Raw genomic sequence first — 19542 nt, 5'->3', positions numbered from 1 at the left:
CCCTACGAAAATACATTTAGTGAAGGTTTTGCTTGTTACCTAAATCCTTCTCTAAACGGTTTCCATATTCGTCACTGTATGCTTGAACTTCACCAATCAAATCGCCATCGACACGGCGAATCTTTTTAAAGACAGGGAAGACACCAGGAAGCTCTTTCTGTCTTTGGCCCAGTTTATTTAAAGGGATGTATTCTTCTTTTTTCATCAAATTTCACTCCTATCCATATAAAAAATTAGAAAGATACTGGCGCAGTCGTTTCTCTGCAAACCATCGTTCTACTCCAAAAGTCTCCATGATCATCCATACCGCTTCTTTTTCATAGTTAGGCAGTTCCATTTTATCCAGCATGAAAGTAGGGATACAAAGATGCTGAGAAAAATTCTCGGCCTTCCACTCTTGGTATTCACGCATAGAAAGAGGAATGAGTGCTTGATCGCCGGCATGCCAGAGTGCGTGACAAAGCTCATGTCCGAAATCTTGCCATAAATATGCGTCATTTTGTCGGTTGTCCAAAAACAGATTGCCTTCTATGGCCATTGAATCATGTGGGATGTAGTAAACGGATAAGCCGAGTCTAGGGTAAATATTTTCGATAGTCAGCTGATGCGGATGGAAAATGTCGATACGATGCAGCAATTTTGTAATGTACTCTTCTAAGTTATTGTATGTATTCGCCATTTTTTCACCCCTTTAAGAACATATGTTCTAATCAAGTGTATAAGAAATCCCTGCTAATTGGAAGCAGGGATTTCAATCTTTCTATTCACAGCCGATGCCATCTTCATCACGATCTAAATGTGTTCCATAACCGGAATCACCAAGACGAATCGGATCGGCTCCGGCTTCTCTAACTGCTGTGCAATTATCATAGTATATGGAGGAAGATGGGGTAGATGTTGGTGCATCCTCAGTGACATCAGTAGAATCAGTGTTATTAGAAGAATCACCATCTGCAGTATTGTATTCACTTTGACTCACTTCACAAGGTAATCCGTCATTATCTACATCTAAATCATGGGGATCATTGTCTGCACTATAGCCATTTTCATACCAAAATGCTAGAACCTCTTCAGTGGTAGAAAAATCACCACATTCTTTATCAGAATTCGCTAATGCTTCTTCTTTTGCAATTCTTTCTGCCTCTTCCTTTTCCTTCTTCTCCACTTCAGCCTCAGCTTCTTTATCTTGCTTTTCTTTTTCAACTAGGGCAGCAGCTGCTTGTTCTTTTTGTTCTTCATCTGTTTCAGAAGCCTCTGGCTCTTCTTGGACAATTTCTGCTTCAGGGGTAGAAGCCTCTTCATCTCCGAAAATAGCTCCGCATGCTCCAAAGATTATCATGATTATAAAAATAATTCCTAAACAACCTAAACAGCCGAAGCAACCGTTTTTCTGCTCCTCTTTTTCTTTGTTTTTCATAAATACCATTCCTTTCACTTTTAATGATAGATAAAAGAAAACCCTGCTAGCAGCAGGGTGGGTAAAACTAGCAATATTATTTAGGTTTAGTTAGATACAAGTTCATCAATTACCCTTTTGTATTCTTCTTCTGAACTTAATGGTTCATTAAACCGAAGTGTGAAAAAGCCGGCAGTGTAATCGTGGTATTCTGTCCCGATAGAGGCAGCTTCTTCCTCGGTTGGCCATAGGAAAATACTTACATCCTCAGTAGTAATCAATTGAGAGCAAGGCATATTTCCTTCGCCACATTGTATGTCCGTATTATCTCTCGGATCTATCAAACTAAGTCCTTCATTTTGAAACGCTTCAACTACATTATCTGCAGTATAAGAGCTTTCGCTTTCTAAGCTTTCACTAGCTTCAACAATATTCTCAAGCATAAACTCAAATTCAACTTCCGGAACTTCAGTTAATCCGGTTTGGGCTAATCCTTTGTTTGTTAAAGCTATTTTACCGTTAGCGATGTTTTGAACTTCAACCCCGAGTTGTTTTATCGATACATGAATAGCATTAACTTCTATATCTTTTTCGCTTGATAGGGCGACGCTGTGCCGTATTAACATTTCAATCTCTTCTTCATCACGTGAATCTGTAGAAAGTATTACATAATAGATGCCGGCATCATTCAAGTTTTCTTCTACTATTTCATAGTTCGGGAGGGTAGCTTGTTTTTCAACAGTTTCTGCTTCGGCGGCTTCCTCTTCTTTTGCTGCTTCTTTTTCTCTTTCCTCAGCAATGACCTTTTCAATGCGTTTAATCTCTGCAGCTTTTTCAGCCTTTTCATCTTTAGCTTCTTGGGAAGCAACCTCTGTTTGATTATCGTCAGCTGTCACAACTTCAGCTTCCTCTTCACCAATAAAGAAAGAACCGATAAATCCGAATAGAAGCATGTAAGCAATAACAGCGGTGATCTTCTTCCAATTGGTCCCTGATCTGAAGCCTAGAATCTTTTGGTGCCACTTACGGTCAACCTTCTCTACTTTGGCGTCACTTTTTTCTGTAGCCAGATTGAAAATATTTTTACCCTCGTTCGTAAGACGATAGTTTTGACCATCTAAAGTTAAATTCGTTCGCATGGCCAGATAATCAACTTTTATTTCATTAACATCTTTCCATAAAGTGTGGATAAGAGGAATCAGTTTTTCATTTTTATAATGATAGAAAAAAAGTCCTTCATTTGTAGCGATGGCAAATTCATTTTGGTTGGTACTGCCCTCAACGTTGCCACCAGTAATAAATTGAATCCCTGAATGTTCAAGAGCAGCTAACTCTTTTACTTGATCTATTTTTGATTTAACCTCTTTTTTCTCGCTCATTCTTCACCCTCCATTATTTTATAATTTACTAATATCCAAAATAGGTAAATATTTCTTTGAAGGTTATAAGAAAACCCCGCTCAGGGCAGGGAAGATGGCTATCTAACTTTATACGGTTATTATACTATAATTTATTAATTAAAAAGGTTATAAAAACTATTTCCCTTGCGTCTTCAATACTTCCCATACAGCCAATAAAGCCTTCTTGCGTTCTTCCGAACTTTCCTTCATTTCCTTATACAACTTGTAAACCGAAGGATCGTTCACCCATGCCTCGAACTCAGCTTCGTCTCCCCAGGAAGGGTAGTCTTTACTGTCATTCTTATTATAGTTTATTGATTGAGGGTTATCTGTTCGACCGAGAAGGTAATCAGTCGAAACATCTAAAGCATCTGCCAAAGCTAAAAGCATATCATTAGAGGGAGTACTATGCCCATTTTCATAATTACTTATAGTTGCTTTTGTAGTATTGACTCGTTTAGCTAAGCCTTCTTGTGTAAGTCTTGCGGATTTACGAGCAGCTTTGAGGCGCGTAGTTAACATAAATATTCCTCCTATCTAAAGAGTACAACTATATTGTACATCAAAGGTATTGCATTAAATAATAAGTACAAGAAATTTGTATTTATAAGTTGACATATGAAATACTTGTACTTATACTAAAGGTACAAGTTAATTATACTTTGGAGGTGAGGACATGAAGAATACGAACTTGACTGAAGCTAGAGAAAAGAAAAATCTTACTCAAGAACAACTTGCAAAAATGCTTGGGAAAGCAGGGAAACAATCAGTTTCTAACTGGGAAAATGGCCACAGCAAACCACCATTGCCAATTGCTTTTCGTATTGCAGAAATACTTGAAGAAGATATCAGCTTTTTATTTAGTTTTGAAGTACAAGATTCTCATATAAAAAGACTTTCTAAAAAAAAGCGAGTCGCCGTCTGAGAAAGGAGGCAACTAACTAAACGCATCCGATCACACTCTCCAATGAGTATTTAAACCGAGCAGAGTACGCCAAGACCTTCCAAGGTAGCGAGCAACACCGAAAGGTCATGCGACGACGTTTGAATGCTGATTGGAGAGTGTGTGGAAACAGTAGGAAATATTAAACAAGCAAAACTTTCGTTATCAGTTTTTAATTAGAAAATTTTGAATAAAAACTAGGAGGAATTGGAATGGAAAATCTTTTAGTAATGCACAATGATCAAGCAGTTACCAGCTCAACAAATATCGCTGAGAATTTTAACAAGCGTCACGATCATGTAATGCGTGACATTCAAAACCTTGCGGACGATGTCCCCAATTTTGGGGAGATGTTTTTCAAAACAGTAGAGCGTGATAAAAACAATCGTAATCGCTGGATCTATTTGATGAATAGAGACGGATTTACTTTGCTGGCGATGGGATTCACCGGATCTAAAGCATTGCATTTCAAATTGGAATATATCAACGCATTTAAGGAAATGGAGAAGGCTCTTATCCAGCCGAAACAACTGTCAGAAAAAGAGCAGCTAATGGCTTCCATGAGATTGAGTCTAGAAACAGCGGGTGAAATTGAAGTGGTGAAGAAGGAAATTGCCGAGGTTCGAGATATTGCCGTTAACCAAGTGACTTTAGATCATGGAGAACAACGCAGATTACAAAAAGCAGTTGCAATTAAAGTTTATGAAATTGAAACAGACCCAGCGGGCCAACGCCGGATGTTCAAAGAGTTATATCGAGAAATTAAAGATCGTTTCGCAGTTGCTTCTTATAAGGATGTAAAACGGAAGGATCTGCAGAATGCTATCCGGTATGTGGATGCTTGGCTGCCTAGAAAAGTTTCATAAAAAAGAGAGGGCGCGAGGAACGCCCTGGAGGAGGGAAAGCGATGAGACAGTTAGTGCAATTGGATGATGTCCAATTGGAAGGGATGATTCTCGAAGAAATCAGACAGCGCTTGAATCATTTGGAACATAGACACACGTTTTGGGACTTACCTGAATTAGAGAGGCAGACCTGCATGAGCAGATCCTTCATTTTAGATCAATTTTTCTATGATGACCGATTTAAGAAAATTAGATTCAAAATTGGTGCGAAATGGTACATGCCAGCTAAAGAAACTGAGGAATTTCTATTAACTTGGTTGAGGGAGAGGCAAGAGAGCTAAGCGAGGGCTTTTCTCTCTATATAACAATCATACAACGGCCTGATGTATATAAAAATACCCTGTGCCATACAAAAAAGGAGTGGAAGACATGAAGTTGAAACGTTCCGCAAATGCTGGAGAGGCAATCAATCGCTTGATTGAGGGAGAAGAAATGACTGGAGAACAAATCGCAATGGACTTGAATATTTCAGCGCAATTAGTGAGTCACATCAAAAAAGAAAGACGCACCATGCAGGCAGATATTGCACAAGAGTCAATCGCGCTTTACGACAATCCAGAATACACAATGGATATCTTATATGAGTTTTCCGGCGGGATGACATCACCAGTGCTGCGCGGCAAAAATATCGAGCAGCACCGGTTGGTATTTAGTGCTCATGCAAAACGCGAAATTGAAGAGAGTTTGGAAATGATTCAAAAGGTTTGTTTGGCAAAACCACCAAGTTCGCTGGACGTAAATGAAAAAGAGTCGGTTAAAAATTTGATGGATGAATTGCTGGAAGCACGGATTCACATCGACAATTTGCTAAGACAAGTACAAGTTGAATACAAAATATCCATGAAAGAAAGGATTAAATCCCTAATCCCAAGATGGAAAGCGAAAGGATGGTTGGCCTAATGGAATTCGGAGAACCGTTACACATTTCAGGAATGATGGTTTTTGTTTCTTTTATAAGCCTGCTGGTTGGTATACAAGTCGGCAGCATTAAAAAGGAACACAAAAAAACCGACTGACGGCAGGGTCAGACGGCAATTACTACTCTGTAAAACAAGTATAAACGAGGGCCTTGGCTCTCGTCAATAAGCTCAGGAGCGTTATTCCCTTTTCGTTCTTGGTCTTATTGATGGGACTCACTCCATCAGAAAGGAAGTGAACACATGACAGCGCACGGACAAGCAGCAATCAGCTTAGACGAATTCGACCAGTCAACCATGATGAAGCAGATTCTACAGCTAGTGGAGGCATCGAAGGAAACAGGCAAAAAGCAAACTCACTTTGCTTTCGACGAACTTGGAACATCCAGAGAAGCAATCTTCATCATCACGCTATTGCGGATCAAAGGATACACGGTTGATTTGGGAAACAGTGAAATTATTGTGAAGGAGGAAAAGTAAATGGTTAAAAAAGTAGAAGACTTGCAGGAATACCGAGATACAAAGGATTTGGAGACACGGATACACAAGCTGCCAAGCGATGCACAGACGCGCATCATTCAAAACATTGTCAGCCAAACTTGCTGGCACGGTCCAGCTACTCGTGAATGGTTGGAGAATGAAATCTCTTCGCAAGAGCAATTGGAGACGATGTTCAGCAAGCCTATTGAAGATCATCCAGTTGAAGATGTGTTCGGTTCGGAGATCCGCACTGGTGACAAGTGGTTTGAAGACGGAGCTGGGCGCGTGGTCTTGGAAGATAACGCAGAAGATTACCTGGTTGAAGTCACAGGCGTTCAATTTTTTCGGGCAATAAAATAAACCGGCTGCAGAAGCAACCGGATCACCGTCTCCATGTGGCGTGGAGCGACTAAATAAAAAAATATCTGTGCTAATTATAGCACGAATCCCAGGAGGAGACTACATGAAACAAGTACGCGTTAACAGACTCACCTTAACCAACTTTAAAGGCGTCAAAAGCTTCTCAGTTGATATGAACGGCTCTGACGCTTTCATCTACGGCGACAATGCTACTGGAAAAACTACTCTATTCGACGCATTCCTTTGGCTGCTATTCGACAAAGACAGCCAGAACAAAAAAGACTTTGAAATCAAGACTCTGCAAGATGGCGTTGCAATTCCAATGCTTGACCACGAAGTCGAGTGCGAACTGCTGGTTGATAACCAAATCATCAAACTAGGAAAAGTTTATCGCGAAAAGTACACCAAAACTCGCGGATCTGCAAAAGAAGAGTTTTCCGGTCATGAGACCAATTACTTTATTGATGGCACACCGTTGAAGAAAACGGAATACAGCAAACGGGTGCAGTTGCTCATGGAAGAAGAGCACTTTAAATTGCTGACATCTCCGACTTACTTCAATGAACAAGTGAAATGGCAGGACCGCCGCAAGATTTTACTCGAGGTATGCGGGGACGTATCAGAAGATGACATCTTTGCTTCGAACAAAGAGCTGCAGGGGCTGAAATTGATTCTGAGAGGTAAAACCCTCGATGACTTTAAAGCCACCGTAAATAGCCGTCGCAAGGCGATCAACGAAGAGTTGAAACGAATTCCAATTCGCATCAATGAAATCCAGAAATCAATTCCAGAGGATGAAGGAAATCTACCAGAACTGCGAACAGAAGTAGATAACCTAGACTCAGAAATTGAAGAGTTGCAGGCGCAAGTCAGTTCCATCAAAAACGGCAATGCTGTACTCGCCAAGAAAGGCGAATTACAAAAAGTTGAAATGGAGATACAGAATCTAAAACGAGATTTGGAAAGCGGCTCGAAAGATGAAGTGTATCGTTTGCGAGCGAAGCTCCAGGAAGAACAGTCTCATCTTCAAACATTCCAATCTCGGAGACTCTCGGCTGAAAACCAACAGCAATATAAACAAGATCAACTAGAGCGTGTAGAAAAAACTTTAGTTAATCTACGGAATCGTTGGCAGGAAAGAAATAAAGAAGAATTCACTCATGAAGTCGCCTGTGAATGTCCATCATGTGGGCAGGAGCTGCCTGAAGAGAAGGTTCAATCAGCGAAGGAAAAAGCATTGGCTCAATTCAACGCTCGTAAATCAACGGATTTAGGAAACATTCAGGAAGATGGCAAACGCGGCGCCACTGAAAAGAAAAAGTATGAAGATGAGGTCGCTCGTCTGCAAAAGGAAATTGAAGATCTAAGCGGACCAATTGCCGAAAAGGAAAAAGTTATCGAAGAGATTAAAACTGAACTGCTCGAGACAGAAAATACGGTTAAGGATATCTCCAAGGATTCTAATTATCTTGAGCTTACAGATTTCCGGGAGAATCTTCTTGGAGACATTGCTGATTTGAAAGAACGCGCAGAAGATGCTGCTGGTGATATCGGCGATGAAATCGCTGAAAAGAAAGAGAAGCGCTCAGAATTGAATGCAGAAATTGCTCGTTACGCGAATGTCGGAGCGTTGAAAAAACGGATTGAAGATTTGATGGACCAGGAAGAACAACTGGCTGCGGAGTACGAGAAGCTGGAACATTATCTTTTCCTTTCAGAAGAATTTACCCGTGCAAAAGTCAGCATCATTGAAGACAAAATCGCCGCTAAGTTCAAATACGCACGGTTCAAGCTATTTGAAACACAAATCAATGGCGGGCTGCAGGAAGTCTGCGAAACGACCTTTGACGGTGTGCCTTATGGCTCTGGATTGAACAATGCAGCCAAAATCAACATCGGGCTGGATATCATCAATACCTTGTCCGAATTCTACGGCATCCAGGCACCGATATTCGTTGACAACGCTGAGGCTGTTACGCAATTGGCCCAAACGGATTCACAACTGATTAGCCTGATTGTATCGGAGAAAGACAAAGCACTTCGAATTGAAACACCAAATTTAGAGGAGGCAATTTAATATGACAACTCAACCACAGGAAAACCAAAACAATCTGCCCGCTGAAAAACAAAATGCAATGGTGACTAGGGTCGCCGAAAGGGTTCAAAGCATGGTCGAAAGCAATCAAATCAACATTCCAGAAAATTACTCAATCGTTAACGCGGTTCAAGCTGCTTACTTCAAATTAACAGAAGTTGATTTCAAGAAAAAAACTTCCTTGATCGACAGTGCGACGAGAGAAAGTGTCGCCTTTTCGTTGCAAGACATGGCTATTCAAGCACTCAGCGTTGCAAAGAATCAAGGCTACTTCATTGTTTACGGCGATAAGATGCAATTCACTCGTTCTTATCATGGCACACAGGCCGTTATCAAGCGCATGAGCGGTGTTAAGGATATTTGGGCCAATGTCATCTGGAAAGGTGAAAAATTCGAAGTGGAGTATAACCAGCGAGGTCAATTGGCTTTTAAATCGCACGAAGTGGATTGGAAGGCTGCGACAGGGATTAAAGAAGATATTGAAGGCGCCTATTGCATCATTGAGCGCGATGACGGTGTGCAGTTCTTGACTGTTATGACAATCGAAGAAATTAAAACATCTTGGTCTCAATCAAGTATGGCAACAGTGCAAAACAAGTACCCGCAAGAGATGGCTAAACGAACAGTTATCAATCGCGCAGCTAAAGCATTCATCAACACTTCTGATGACAGCGATTTATTCATCGGGGCAATCAATCGGACCACTGAAAATGAGTTTGAAAATGAGCGAAGAGAAATTAATCCAGAGTATGAGGTTAAGAAAAATGCCAATACTGAATCACTTGATATTAAGCCGGAAATTATTGAATCACCAAAAGCTGAGAAAAATCCAGAAATCAAACAGGAGAAAGAGCCTGAGCCAGTCGGAACTGCAACTGCAGAAGACGACGCTCCACCGTTCTAATGATTGAAATCACGACACTTGCTACTGGATCGAAGGGGAACTGCTACTACATCACGGATGGCCACACGCCCCTTCTCCTGGAAGCAGGCATCAAGTTTCGAGACGTTCAACGGAAGTTGAACTTTCAGACACGGGATATTAAGGGTTGCTTGATCACGCACGAACATAAAGATCACTGTAGCGGCGTTCCCGAGGTTCTGAAAGCCGGAATCACCTGTTACCTATCCAATGGCACAAAAGACGCCCTGGGCATCGAGCATCACCGAATCATGGCTGTCGAGAACAAGAAACAATTTCAAATCGGCACATGGACCATCTTGCCGTTCGATGTACAACACGATGTCTCTGAACCATTCGGATTTCTACTGGTCAATACAGCTGGCGATAAGCTGCTGTTCGCGACAGATACCTATTACATTAAGTACAAATTCCAAGGTCTTACCCACTTGATGGTTGAGTGTAATTACTCACAAAAGATATTGGACGAAAACATTTTATCTGGGAGAACACCAGAAGTCTTGAGGAAGCGATTGATGCGATCCCACTTTTCTTTAGAGAACATTAAAGAATTTTTAAAGGCAAATGACTTATCGGAGCTGCAGGAAATATGGCTGCTTCATCTATCAGATTCCAACAGTAACGAGGAACAGTTTCGAAAAGAAGTAGCGGAGCTGACTGGGAAGATGATTTATATACCGTAATGAGTTGAGGAGGCGCAAGGGATGAGCAAGTACAGACAAGTGCAAGTCAGTTTTTGGCAAGATGCTTTCGTTCTGGATCTAACACCTGAGGAAAAATACTTTTATATCTATCTCATGACCAATAGTAAATCAACACAGATTGGTATCTATGAGCTACCCAAGCGAATTATTGAGACAGAGACTGGCTATAACCGTGAAACTGTCGAGAAGCTGCTACAACGCTTTGTCGATTACGGAAAAATCGGTTACTACGAACCTACAAAGGAAATCTTCATCTTCAATTGGGCGAAATACAATTGGAACAACAGTCCAAAAGTAGTTGCCAGAGTCCAGATGGAATTGAAAGAAGTAAAGCACAAACCATTCGCTTTAAAGTATCTCGAATTAGCCAATGAAGTTAAATCAGATACTGTATCGATACTGTATAACAGGGCTACCGATAGTCCCGAGATACTCAGCCGTAAAGAGAAAGAGAAAGAGAATGATAAAGAGAAGGATAAAGAACAACAACAATCAGAAGAACGAGAACAAAAACCAGTTGTTGCTGCTGATGGTCCCGGAAAAGCATTTCGCTTCTACGAACAAAACATCAGCCACTTGGTGCCGCATATTGCTGAACGAATTTCCATCATGATTGATGAATCATCTGAGGAGTTGGTTCATGAGGCATTGAAACGTTCAGTCGAAGGCAATGCGCGTAACAAAATGAATTTTGCTGACAGCATCCTTTCATCTTGGAGAAGTCAGAAGATCATGACGCTGGCCGATGTTGTAGCTGCAGACAAAGAATTCGAACGACGGAAGCGAGGGAACCCGAATGGAACCACTCCAAAGCATCATGCAGGATCTCCTGACGAAGACTGGGACGGAATCTCACTCTGAAGGCGTTCGGTGCGAACATTGCAACGAAATTGTTCCGCCACTTGAAATCGACGTCTTAGGCAAGACTCGCTGGGTGCAGCCAATCTGTAAATGTGAAGCGGATATCCAGAAGGCAGAGCTCGAGACATTCAAGAATGCGCAGCGTGAACGAGAGGTGCGGGATTTGTTCTCCATCAGCGAATTGGGCAAACGGTTTGAGGAATCCAATTTTGCTAACTTTGATTCTCGTCCAGGTGCAGAAAACGCGGAAAAGATTGCTCGGTACTATGCAGACAACTTTGAAGAATTCGGTCTCGAATCCATCTTGCTTTGGGGTGTGCCGGGTAATGGGAAATCACACTTAGCAGCAGCTGTTCACAATCAATTGCGCAAACAAGCAAAAGTTGTGGTCTTTGTCTCGATGCCGGATCTGTTGAAGAAAATCAAGAATACCTTCGACAAAGGCAATACCGATAGCGAAGAGAAAATCTTGAAGGCATTGAACATCTGCGATTTGCTGATCATTGACGATATTGGCGCAGAGAAAACAAGCGAATGGGTACAGGAAATTCTTTTCTTGATCATCGATAACCGGTACCGCCGCAACAAACCGATTATGGCTACTTCCAATTTGGAGCCCAAGTTTTTAGAGGGACAGATTGGCAAGCGTTCTTATGACCGCATCTTAGAAATCTCACAGCCAATTGAAAACAAAGCGACCAGTTACCGCCGGCAAATTGCCAAAGGACGCTTATCGAGGTTTGACGACTTACTCAAAAACTAGGAGGAACCCCAATGGATAAATTACTGAACCAACTCATCCTAATAGCCGGCGCGTGGCAAAAGAACGAAGATCCTGTCATCGAGCAGCAGTTTAGCATTTTGTTTGAGGAGTTGAAGCAGATTACCAAGCTGGATCATGAGGCTGCTGTAGCGCTTATCAATAATCATCGAGTTAGGAGAGTGGCGGCGTGAGAGAGATTAAATTCAACTTTTATAACACGCATACAAAACAATATACACGCTGGGAAGAATCGAATGCCGGCATGAATATGTGTTCCTTCTTCACGCATGAACATTTGAGGTTTTTGCAGTACACCGGCCTAAAAGACAAGAACGGCGTTGAGATTTACGAGGGAGATATTATTCAAGCGGATTCTTCTTCGCCAATAGGCAATGAAGTTACAGCGCAAGTTTATTTCAAAGAGGCAGGATTTGCATTACTGACTACACGCGGAAGCGATACGAGCATAGGATATTTAGTCATGATTTGCCCCTTTGCAGAAGTCATCGGAAATATCTATCAACATAAACATCTCTTGGAGGTGCAGCATGACTAAACAAGCAGAAGATCTGCAGTTCCTTAAAGACTTACAGAAGCAGATTCGCTACGAAAGCGAACATGATTACGATATGCAAGCATCACCGCGTTTCTGGGTGATTATGTCCTATCGTATTGCTCCAGGTAATGCAGATTGTGACAACGGCTATATGCAGCGCTACTGGAACAATGGTGATCATTCCGTTTTCGATGATTTTGAAGGTTTAAAAGAATTCATTGAAGATGATTACTCCGGGAATGACGAAGAAATTCCGGAAGATTTACAAGAAGCTATAGACAGTGGCAACTTTGATGAGCTTTGGGAAATGGTCCACGAAGATTACAACGAAGACGGGTATTACAGCGAAACGTTCGTGAAAGAAGAAGAGTATATCGTGCCCAATACGCTGTTCCTGACCAAGGAAGAAGCGAAGCAGCACATTGTATGGAATAAGCATAACTTGTCCAGCAAAGCTCACACATATGCTATGACGGCACTCAGAGCGCCGAAAGTTGAACGGCTGCTGAAAATCCTGAATGAATTTGATTTTGATTCATTGGAGGTTAAAAAATGAAAACCATGTCACTAATCGGCGGCATCGACTTATACGCATTCAACAAACGTTTCAAGTCTGAGGTCAGTCCGGCTGGACGCTCGGTATTCTTTTTATCGGAAAACGGACGGGGGATCGAGCTGGAACATGCGAAGACATTGCTTGCTGAAAATCAAATTTTAACTGTCAAAGAAATCTATGTTGGACGTTCGTCTTCAACCGTCGAGTTCGAAGAGTTCCCAGGAAGAAAATTTAACACAGTTATGTTCGCTGACTTGGATGATTCAGAAGAAGAGGAAGAGGACGACTTGTGGCTGCCGTTCTAAATTTTTTTACTCTTTCAATACCAATTTTTTCTTAAAAGTGAGGATTTAACGGAAATAGATTGGAAAACAATTGAAGGAGGACGGGACATGAAGTATTGGCATAAACACATGGGCTTTTGGGTGGAAGAACTAAAAGGCTATGGCATCTATTACGGGCCGAATGGTGAGGCGCTCGAGGACATGGAGTATCACGATCTTAAAGCCTATATGGTGAAAGTTCATTTGCAGCGGGACATTGAAGTGAAAGTGAGTCCGTGGTTCTGATGACAAGAGCAAAGTGGCTCTTGTTGTATCGATGGGAAATCGGACAAAAGGTTTGGCTTTACGAACCTTTGAAGTCAGGCGGAATCAAAAAGAGGCAACAGGAAGGGTGGCGAATCGTGGGATGAACTATCAACAAGTTTCTGCACTCAAGAAAAATGAACGCATTGAAGTTTGCGAAAACGGCAAATGGAAAAAAGCAACATTTCAAGGGTTTATCAACGGTGCTGATCCGGCTGCTTGGATTGCCTACGATGAACGGCAAACGGTGCCGGGTTCAATCATTGCAACAAAAGTCTATACAGGCCTGCAATTCACAGAAGAATACTGGAATGCTCAATATAAAAATTCGATATTCCGTAGCATCTCAGAAGAGGAACTGAATGCGGAGCTGTTGGAACACATGGAGGCGAGTGGTTGAGATGTTGATGACACCTGAAACGAAAGCGCTGATTGATGAGCGCAAGAACGAATATACCGGTGGCAAAGTAAAGGATGCGAATTATGACAAGTTAGTTGCGGCCATTCCTTACTGGAAGCCGACACGTGAAATTAGAACATTTGGTATCTCGGCCATCCAACAGATTTGCGGATGCGGATTCAAAGATGCAATGGAGCTGCGTGACACTCTTGAATACCAGGGTGGATTGCCAACTAAAAAATGGAGTGACGGCATTTAGTTGCCGCACTTTTGATGGAAACACTGAATGGAGGATGGATCCGGAATGAAAACAAGATCACCGTTAATCTGGTTCGGCGGAAAAAGTAAACAAGCCGATTTCATCATGAGTAAGATGCCAGATCATAAAGTTTACATTGAACCATTCGGCGGAGCTGCACATGTGATTGCTCAAAAGAATCGAGTGAATCATGAAGTTTATAACGACATTGATGGCATTGTAGTCAACTTCATCATGCAATCGATAGAAAACACAGAGAAACTAATTGAACGCTGTACCGAGCTTCCATACAGCAGAGAACTATACGAACGGTATCGGAGGGAAGAAATGCCTCGAGATCCTTTCGAACAAGCAGTGAGATTCTTTTACCTGAATCGTTCGGCCATATCAAAAGGAAATGCAGAAGAAGTGCCAAAGACAGGATGGCGGCACAGCACCAGCTCGAGTCAGAATCCGGCAATGGGTTACATCAGCGCTTGCCAGATCATTAGAGGATTTGCCAAAAGAATGCAGGGCGTCATGATCGAGCGAATGGATTTCAGAACACTTATTGAGAAGTACGATTCTCCAGAGGCATTGTTTTATGTTGATCCACCGTATGTCGGCCGAGAAAAGTTTTATGCTGGTGGATTCACGTTAGAAGATCATTACGCGCTTGGGAAATTGCTTAATCAAGTTCAAGCGAAAGTAATTTTATCTTACTATGGTGATCCAATTATTGAAGAGATATATGGCCACTGGACTATTGAAAGACATGGTGCATTTAAACAAGCGGTAGGTGGTCAAAACGTGGGTGGCCAGGCAGAAGAATTGCTGATTATGAATTACGAGACTAAACAACTTCAATTGTTTTAGTGCAACGTCCGCACAAAAAGCGCGACTAATAAAAAGGTACCGTCATTCGTGTCGGTACCAACAAGGAGGAAAACCGTGGTCATGATATTGAATGCTGCAGTCCTAAGTTTTTGGGTTGTTACTCCCATTATCTTTTTAAATAGCTATCGTAAATTTCTGAAAGAGGAAAAAGCTCAAGTGGTGGAAGTGCCGAGAAAAGGATAGGGGGAATCGTTGATGAATCTAACAAATTTATTTGAGACGCAAAAACTACTGGATGAGGAGATTGAAAAGAAGCATCCAGTGCAGCCAGGGGAAAACAGGCTTCGCAAAAAGATTCTCGCCACTTTAACAGAAGTGGCCGAATGCGCAAATGAATTCCCCGAGGTTTTTAAGTTTTGGTCAAACAAGAAAAACAATACCCAAAAAGGATTGGTTGAACTGGTCGATATTCTTCACTTCTTGCTATCGATAGGCAATGAACACAGAAAAGTAATTGTTCCTGCACAAGATATCAAAAAGAGTAGCGATACTGAGGATTGCATGATCGACTTATGTTTCCAGATTTCCTGTATCGAGTTTGTAGAAGAAGCGTACTCATTAGCTTTCTACCGATACTCGGAATTAACTCAACGACTCGGCTTTAGTTGGGAAGAGATTGAGCAAAGCTATATGGAAAAAAATAAGATCAACTATCAGCGCCAAGAAGCAGGCTATTGATATGACTACCATCCACAACCGTAAAGTAGGGGAGAAATACCGGCCGACTGTGGAAATCGTAAAAGCAAAAAAAGACAGAGTTACCGTTATCAACATCAATGGCGAATATTACCGTTTAGATTTAGATACAACGCAAAAAGAAGAGAAGGCAAAGAACTTGCCGCTTGTGGCCAAAAAGCACCGCTTGAAGCAGATGGGACGAACTTGAATGACGAAAGAAGAACGAGAGGCCATGATCCTCACTTTATCCGTAATGACATTTAAAGCACCTGAGTACTTTGACAAAATGAACGACCGGCGATTAGCAGAAGAATATGATCGCATGATGGAAATAGTTTGAGGGGTGAGCCATTGGAGACAATCAGTTTTGAAATTATGGGAGAAGCACAAGCCCAGGGGAGACCGAGAGCCGGGAAGAGTTTTTCCGGCAAGACGGTTCTCTACGATCCGGCAACATCCAGGGACTTCAAAAAATACGTGAAGCTCGTAGCTTCTCAGCATAAGCCACAGGAGCTCATTACAGGACCGGTACATCTGGAAATGACCTTCTATCAGCCGACACCTAAGAAATATCATACGAAGCCAAAACAAGCGTTAATTGAAGCGGGATTACTGCTGCCGGTTACAAAGCCCGACGTCGATAATCTGGCGAAGGGTGTGAAGGATGGACTGACTAAGATCATCTGGCAAGACGATAGCCAAGTGGTGAGTATGTTGGTCAGAAAGTTCTATAGCATGACGCCCAGGGTTGAAGTGCAGATTAGCTATTGATAAAACATATACCTGTTCATTTTTAAGAACAGGTATATGTTTCGTTCAGTTGAAAATTTTTTGTAAAAGATTCATCTCGGGTAATGGCCATGTAGTTTTAGTCAATTCTTTTTTCATAATGTCTTCAAGAGGAATTAAATAGGTTTTTTCACTTTCTTCATTAATTTCAGAATTGGGATCTTTCGAACAAATGCATATATCTTTATTATACATTCGAATAATATAAAGGTTATCACTATCGACTTCAGGCAGAACTATTTGAAATTTGTAATGACTCTTAATGCGAAAGTTTTGAACTACTTTAATGATTTTACCCACGAGTAAAAATGATACTAAAGCTATGAGCAAAGAGAGAATGAATACAGCCACAACGTAATTGAAGTCAATAACTTCATTTTCAATACCAGAAAAAAGCATAATAATACAAAAAGCCTCGATGAAAATGATGAAAGAAAGCATAGAAAGTCTATAATAATAAACTTTCAATTTTAGTTCATCCGTAAAAAAGGCCTGACTTAGTTCGGATTTAGAATTTAAAGAATTGTACTTAATTAGGAAGCTAATACAAGTAACTAATAATGCAATTACTCCTGAAATAATTCCAATTGCTACGATAATAATCACTCTTTCGTTGTTATTTAGCGAGCTAGGCTAATTGTAAATATAGAAAATTATACCATAGGAGGGAACAATTTTGAGGATGGAACCGGTAGAAATTTCCGAGACAGGGGAACTAAAGTTGGATATAATGAAGTTACCCATAAATTGTGTTCTGATTATTTCAGAAGGCCGAGTTAAGATGGGTGAGCTTCCTCCATATGCTGAAACGCGTATCAAGACGCATGGCGGGAAAGTTAAGCATGTGAATTTTGATGAGGGGGAAGAGTTTTGAGTAGTGAAATAATAGTTATGATTACAGCTTTGCTTAGTGCGCTATTAGGTGCATCGCTACCTGTGGCAGGCAAATTTATAGAGCTTAAGATAAAAAGAAAATCTGATTTAAAAGAAAAACACGAAGAGGTTATTCGCATTATATTGAGCGACTTTTTGCCGGAAATTGATCAAGCATTGAACTCAATTGAAGATTACTATGAAGCGGTCGATGATGTGAAGGTAGATTTTAATCTAGCTCGTTTATATGAAATAAATGAATTGTATGTTAATAAAATAAAAAATAGCTCACCACTAGAATTAATCGCAGACTTAGGAGAATTAAATTTCTCGATTAAGAGTTTAAATTACCTAATGATATTAGATGTTACAGAGGGAATTAAGTTTCATTATGATGAAGTATATTTAGAAGCAAAGGAATATTATAATAATCTAAAATTGAGAATTAATAAAACATATTTATAGTCCCACCAGACAACTGGAGGACACATGACAGCTTAACCGCTGTTTTGTGTCCTCTTTTTTATTTACTTAAAAGGAGAGATGGGGTCATGAGAACAATTCAGCAGCCACTTACAGAAAAAGGACTCTCAGATGGTCCAGGACGCATTGAACAAAAACCAAATGCAAATACTAACAGACAGATAAAAGAAACCTATAGCCGCAAAGAATGGGAAGAATTAATGGGCTTAAATCGTCCGACTTATCAAAAGCAAGGCGGCACTGTCCGGAGAAAACGATAGGGGGAATCAGAATGACATTCAATGACATGGAGCAATTGATCAGGGATTATCGCTGGATAAAAAATGAAGTAACACGGCTGCAACTAATCATTTACGGCTACCAGGTTCCCATGAACAGTTGGGGAGTTGCTCAGTACGGAATTGATGCTGCTATGCCGAAAGGTTCCTCCATCCGCAGCGTAGAAGAAATGGACGCTATGGATCTGCGCGATAAACGACAGTGGGATCGCTTAAAGAAATACGAGTCTTATATCTATGCGGTAGAGAAGGCGCCCGATTTCTTAGCAGGAGAAAAGAACAAAATTGTATTTGATTGCATGCTCGAAGGAATGAGTTACCGGAAGATCGGCAGCCATCTTGAAATATCCCGGGACAAAGTAAGAGAAGTTAAAGAAGACATTATCAGCCAATTATGCCAAAACGGCCATTTTAGTCAATTGTTGAATTGCGACAAATGCGCATAGTACACTGGAAGGCAGGTACGGGTAGGCAGGTTGTTCGAGTGATACACCTGGCTGCACGTTCAATTGAATACGGAATTTAACCCCTATCACTGGGGCTTTGAGCACCGTCACTTGGAGGTGCTTAGACTTTTTTATTTTGTGGGTAATATTGTATTTAAAGGTTTTTATTACTCCTCTAACGAATTTTAATAATATGGAGGAGGTGATAAGAATGAAATTATCTGAAGAACAATTAAAACAAGTAGAGCAAGCTCTATTAGAAAAAGGTATTGATTTGATTTGTAAAGAATGTGGCACTAAGGGTGCGGTTATAGTTGACGAAATAATAGTTTACAAACAAGCAAGTGGAGGAATAATGCCTGCTATCATGACTGGGTGCAGTAATTGCGGTAGAACGACTTCTTTTATGGCAAACAGATTAGTGCCCGGATTAGTGCCGCATGGTAGCCTAAAAAATTAGTTTTTGAAATTATGAACGTCTCTTCGGAGGCGTTTTTATTATGTCTAAAAACGCGACTAGCATAGAGGAGTGAATGCCTTTGAAAGATTTAGTGAAACGCAAGAAATCTGAGGTTCGGTATTGTGAAGCTCTTAGCAACGGCCAGCTCTTGAATGTTTACTTCTTTCGCAATAGAGAATCGGTACTTGAAAAAGAAGTAGATGTCTGGAATGTAGCGGTAATGATTTCCAAAACTCGCAAGCAAGCAAATGACTGGTTTAATCATACGAGCAAGCAGGATGACGAATTGATTACTGGCTGTTGTGGACTTGAGGGGTTGAAGAAGTCTTTGGATATCATCATCCAGTTTAGAAATAGTTTGAAAAAGAATGAGTATTTGTTTGTTCGTCCGAGTGATGATAAACGCAAGAGTGCCTATCGACGGTTGAAAAAATATGAATTTGAAGAATTTTATTTAGATGATGATTTTTACACTTATGCTGCTGTGAATCCTGCTTATTGGACATGGGTAGAAAATTAAATGGGTTATTTTATTAAGGGGGCGGCAGGTGATGT

General features: G+C 41.0%; 36 protein-coding genes. 30 read left to right on the top strand and 6 right to left on the bottom strand.

The window, feature by feature from the left end; genetic code table 11:
• Positions 1 to 16: 16 nt before the first annotated feature.
• The 5 genes from QOZ98_RS02685 to QOZ98_RS02665 form a co-directional block, all read right to left on the bottom strand.
• Complete coding sequence (locus tag QOZ98_RS02685; RefSeq protein WP_308785995.1) at positions 17 to 205, bottom strand: hypothetical protein; 189 nt, start codon at positions 203 to 205, stop codon at positions 17 to 19.
• Between the two features lie 12 nt (positions 206 to 217).
• Positions 218 to 679, bottom strand: a complete 462-nt coding sequence (locus QOZ98_RS02680; RefSeq protein ID WP_308785994.1) for an ImmA/IrrE family metallo-endopeptidase — start codon at positions 677 to 679, stop codon at positions 218 to 220.
• Positions 680 to 760: 81 nt separating this feature from the next.
• A complete protein-coding gene (locus QOZ98_RS02675; RefSeq protein WP_308785993.1) occupies positions 761 to 1417 on the bottom strand; it encodes an excalibur calcium-binding domain-containing protein in 657 nt (218 codons plus the stop codon).
• Between the two features lie 86 nt (positions 1418 to 1503).
• Positions 1504 to 2775, bottom strand: a complete 1272-nt coding sequence (locus QOZ98_RS02670) for a hypothetical protein (RefSeq protein ID WP_308785992.1) — start codon at positions 2773 to 2775, stop codon at positions 1504 to 1506.
• Positions 2776 to 2931: 156 nt separating this feature from the next.
• On the bottom strand, positions 2932 to 3318 hold the full coding sequence (locus QOZ98_RS02665) for a helix-turn-helix domain-containing protein (protein WP_308785991.1): 387 nt from the start codon (positions 3316 to 3318) through the stop codon (positions 2932 to 2934).
• A 154-nt stretch (positions 3319 to 3472) separates the two neighbouring features.
• Between QOZ98_RS02665 and QOZ98_RS02660 the strand changes: the two genes are divergently transcribed.
• The 24 genes from QOZ98_RS02660 (at position 3473) to QOZ98_RS02545 (ending at position 16429) form a co-directional block, all read left to right on the top strand.
• A complete protein-coding gene (locus tag QOZ98_RS02660; protein WP_308785990.1) occupies positions 3473 to 3721 on the top strand; it encodes a helix-turn-helix transcriptional regulator in 249 nt (82 codons plus the stop codon).
• A 230-nt stretch (positions 3722 to 3951) separates the two neighbouring features.
• Positions 3952 to 4605, top strand: a complete 654-nt coding sequence (locus QOZ98_RS02655; protein WP_308785989.1) for a Rha family transcriptional regulator — start codon at positions 3952 to 3954, stop codon at positions 4603 to 4605.
• 41 nt (positions 4606 to 4646) lie between these two features.
• Positions 4647 to 4925 (top strand): hypothetical protein, encoded by a 279-nt coding sequence (locus QOZ98_RS02650; RefSeq protein WP_308785988.1) that lies wholly within the window; start codon positions 4647 to 4649, stop codon positions 4923 to 4925.
• Between the two features lie 88 nt (positions 4926 to 5013).
• Positions 5014 to 5544 (top strand): hypothetical protein, encoded by a 531-nt coding sequence (locus QOZ98_RS02645; protein WP_308785987.1) that lies wholly within the window; start codon positions 5014 to 5016, stop codon positions 5542 to 5544.
• Between the two features lie 260 nt (positions 5545 to 5804).
• Positions 5805 to 6041, top strand: coding sequence for a hypothetical protein (locus tag QOZ98_RS02640; protein WP_308785986.1), 237 nt, complete (start codon positions 5805 to 5807; stop codon positions 6039 to 6041).
• Positions 6042 to 6401, top strand: coding sequence for a YqaI family protein (locus QOZ98_RS02635; RefSeq protein ID WP_308785985.1), 360 nt, complete (start codon positions 6042 to 6044; stop codon positions 6399 to 6401).
• A 103-nt stretch (positions 6402 to 6504) separates the two neighbouring features.
• Positions 6505 to 8478, top strand: a complete 1974-nt coding sequence (locus QOZ98_RS02630; RefSeq protein WP_308785984.1) for an AAA family ATPase — start codon at positions 6505 to 6507, stop codon at positions 8476 to 8478.
• Position 8479: 1 nt separating this feature from the next.
• Positions 8480 to 9400, top strand: a complete 921-nt coding sequence (locus tag QOZ98_RS02625; RefSeq protein WP_308785983.1) for a RecT family recombinase — start codon at positions 8480 to 8482, stop codon at positions 9398 to 9400.
• On the top strand, positions 9400 to 10101 hold the full coding sequence (locus tag QOZ98_RS02620) for an MBL fold metallo-hydrolase (RefSeq protein ID WP_308785982.1): 702 nt from the start codon (positions 9400 to 9402) through the stop codon (positions 10099 to 10101). Before QOZ98_RS02625 ends, QOZ98_RS02620 begins: the two co-directional genes overlap by 1 nt.
• A gap of 21 nt (positions 10102 to 10122) precedes the next feature.
• On the top strand, positions 10123 to 10983 hold the full coding sequence (locus QOZ98_RS02615; RefSeq protein WP_308785981.1) for a DnaD domain-containing protein: 861 nt from the start codon (positions 10123 to 10125) through the stop codon (positions 10981 to 10983).
• Positions 10919 to 11746, top strand: a complete 828-nt coding sequence (locus QOZ98_RS02610; protein WP_308785980.1) for an ATP-binding protein — start codon at positions 10919 to 10921, stop codon at positions 11744 to 11746. Before QOZ98_RS02615 ends, QOZ98_RS02610 begins: the two co-directional genes overlap by 65 nt.
• 11 nt (positions 11747 to 11757) lie before the next feature.
• A complete protein-coding gene (locus tag QOZ98_RS02605) occupies positions 11758 to 11937 on the top strand; it encodes a hypothetical protein (RefSeq protein WP_308785979.1) in 180 nt (59 codons plus the stop codon).
• Positions 11934 to 12302 carry a YopX family protein gene (locus QOZ98_RS02600; RefSeq protein WP_308785978.1) on the top strand — a complete coding sequence of 123 codons (369 nt, stop codon included), beginning with the start codon at positions 11934 to 11936 and terminating at the stop codon, positions 12300 to 12302. Before QOZ98_RS02605 ends, QOZ98_RS02600 begins: the two co-directional genes overlap by 4 nt.
• Positions 12295 to 12858: a hypothetical protein gene (locus QOZ98_RS02595; RefSeq protein ID WP_308785977.1), complete on the top strand. Its 564-nt coding sequence runs from the start codon at positions 12295 to 12297 to the stop codon at positions 12856 to 12858. Before QOZ98_RS02600 ends, QOZ98_RS02595 begins: the two co-directional genes overlap by 8 nt.
• Entirely contained in the window at positions 12855 to 13163 is a 309-nt protein-coding gene (locus QOZ98_RS02590; RefSeq protein WP_308785976.1) for a hypothetical protein, read from the top strand. The genes QOZ98_RS02595 and QOZ98_RS02590 overlap by 4 nt, the downstream gene beginning before the upstream one ends.
• Before the next feature lie 87 nt (positions 13164 to 13250).
• The gene (locus tag QOZ98_RS02585) at positions 13251 to 13427 is read left to right on the top strand and encodes a hypothetical protein (RefSeq protein WP_308785975.1); all 177 of its coding nucleotides are present in this window, start codon (positions 13251 to 13253) and stop codon (positions 13425 to 13427) included.
• A 121-nt stretch (positions 13428 to 13548) separates the two neighbouring features.
• Positions 13549 to 13845 (top strand): hypothetical protein, encoded by a 297-nt coding sequence (locus QOZ98_RS02580; RefSeq protein ID WP_308785974.1) that lies wholly within the window; start codon positions 13549 to 13551, stop codon positions 13843 to 13845.
• Positions 13838 to 14104, top strand: coding sequence for a hypothetical protein (locus QOZ98_RS02575; RefSeq protein ID WP_308785973.1), 267 nt, complete (start codon positions 13838 to 13840; stop codon positions 14102 to 14104). Before QOZ98_RS02580 ends, QOZ98_RS02575 begins: the two co-directional genes overlap by 8 nt.
• A 45-nt stretch (positions 14105 to 14149) precedes the next feature.
• A complete protein-coding gene (locus tag QOZ98_RS02570) occupies positions 14150 to 14959 on the top strand; it encodes a DNA adenine methylase (RefSeq protein ID WP_308785972.1) in 810 nt (269 codons plus the stop codon).
• A gap of 75 nt (positions 14960 to 15034) precedes the next feature.
• On the top strand, positions 15035 to 15163 hold the full coding sequence (locus QOZ98_RS02565) for a hypothetical protein (RefSeq protein WP_308785971.1): 129 nt from the start codon (positions 15035 to 15037) through the stop codon (positions 15161 to 15163).
• Positions 15164 to 15175: 12 nt separating this feature from the next.
• Positions 15176 to 15658 carry a dUTP diphosphatase gene (locus QOZ98_RS02560; protein WP_308785970.1) on the top strand — a complete coding sequence of 161 codons (483 nt, stop codon included), beginning with the start codon at positions 15176 to 15178 and terminating at the stop codon, positions 15656 to 15658.
• A gap of 1 nt (position 15659) precedes the next feature.
• Entirely contained in the window at positions 15660 to 15866 is a 207-nt protein-coding gene (locus tag QOZ98_RS02555; RefSeq protein ID WP_308785969.1) for a hypothetical protein, read from the top strand.
• Complete coding sequence (locus QOZ98_RS02550) at positions 15867 to 15998, top strand: hypothetical protein (protein ID WP_308785968.1); 132 nt, start codon at positions 15867 to 15869, stop codon at positions 15996 to 15998.
• 11 nt (positions 15999 to 16009) lie between these two features.
• The gene (locus tag QOZ98_RS02545; protein WP_308785967.1) at positions 16010 to 16429 is read left to right on the top strand and encodes a RusA family crossover junction endodeoxyribonuclease; all 420 of its coding nucleotides are present in this window, start codon (positions 16010 to 16012) and stop codon (positions 16427 to 16429) included.
• Positions 16430 to 16474: 45 nt separating this feature from the next.
• Here the strand turns inward: QOZ98_RS02545 and QOZ98_RS02540 are convergent, their stop codons facing one another.
• Positions 16475 to 16915 (bottom strand): hypothetical protein, encoded by a 441-nt coding sequence (locus QOZ98_RS02540; protein ID WP_308785966.1) that lies wholly within the window; start codon positions 16913 to 16915, stop codon positions 16475 to 16477.
• A gap of 214 nt (positions 16916 to 17129) precedes the next feature.
• Here QOZ98_RS02540 and QOZ98_RS02535 point away from each other — a divergent pair, with 214 nt between their 5' ends.
• The 6 genes from QOZ98_RS02535 to QOZ98_RS02510 all read left to right on the top strand — a co-directional run bounded on the left by QOZ98_RS02535 (position 17130) and on the right by QOZ98_RS02510 (position 19507).
• Complete coding sequence (locus QOZ98_RS02535) at positions 17130 to 17321, top strand: XtrA/YqaO family protein (protein WP_308785965.1); 192 nt, start codon at positions 17130 to 17132, stop codon at positions 17319 to 17321.
• Entirely contained in the window at positions 17318 to 17785 is a 468-nt protein-coding gene (locus QOZ98_RS02530; RefSeq protein ID WP_308785964.1) for a hypothetical protein, read from the top strand. Before QOZ98_RS02535 ends, QOZ98_RS02530 begins: the two co-directional genes overlap by 4 nt.
• Before the next feature lie 86 nt (positions 17786 to 17871).
• Positions 17872 to 18063, top strand: a complete 192-nt coding sequence (locus QOZ98_RS02525) for a hypothetical protein (RefSeq protein ID WP_308785963.1) — start codon at positions 17872 to 17874, stop codon at positions 18061 to 18063.
• 11 nt (positions 18064 to 18074) lie between these two features.
• On the top strand, positions 18075 to 18527 hold the full coding sequence (locus QOZ98_RS02520) for a sigma-70 family RNA polymerase sigma factor (protein ID WP_308785962.1): 453 nt from the start codon (positions 18075 to 18077) through the stop codon (positions 18525 to 18527).
• 211 nt (positions 18528 to 18738) lie between these two features.
• The gene (locus QOZ98_RS02515) at positions 18739 to 18987 is read left to right on the top strand and encodes a hypothetical protein (protein WP_308785961.1); all 249 of its coding nucleotides are present in this window, start codon (positions 18739 to 18741) and stop codon (positions 18985 to 18987) included.
• A 79-nt stretch (positions 18988 to 19066) separates the two neighbouring features.
• Positions 19067 to 19507 carry a hypothetical protein gene (locus QOZ98_RS02510; protein WP_308785960.1) on the top strand — a complete coding sequence of 147 codons (441 nt, stop codon included), beginning with the start codon at positions 19067 to 19069 and terminating at the stop codon, positions 19505 to 19507.
• The last annotated feature ends 35 nt before the right edge of the window (positions 19508 to 19542 follow it).

This window comes from Planomicrobium stackebrandtii (assembly GCF_030814955.1).
Taxonomy (GTDB): domain Bacteria; phylum Bacillota; class Bacilli; order Bacillales_A; family Planococcaceae; genus Planococcus; species Planococcus stackebrandtii.
Note: the sequence above shows the minus strand (reverse complement) of the source record. Positions and strands in the feature narration are given on the sequence as shown.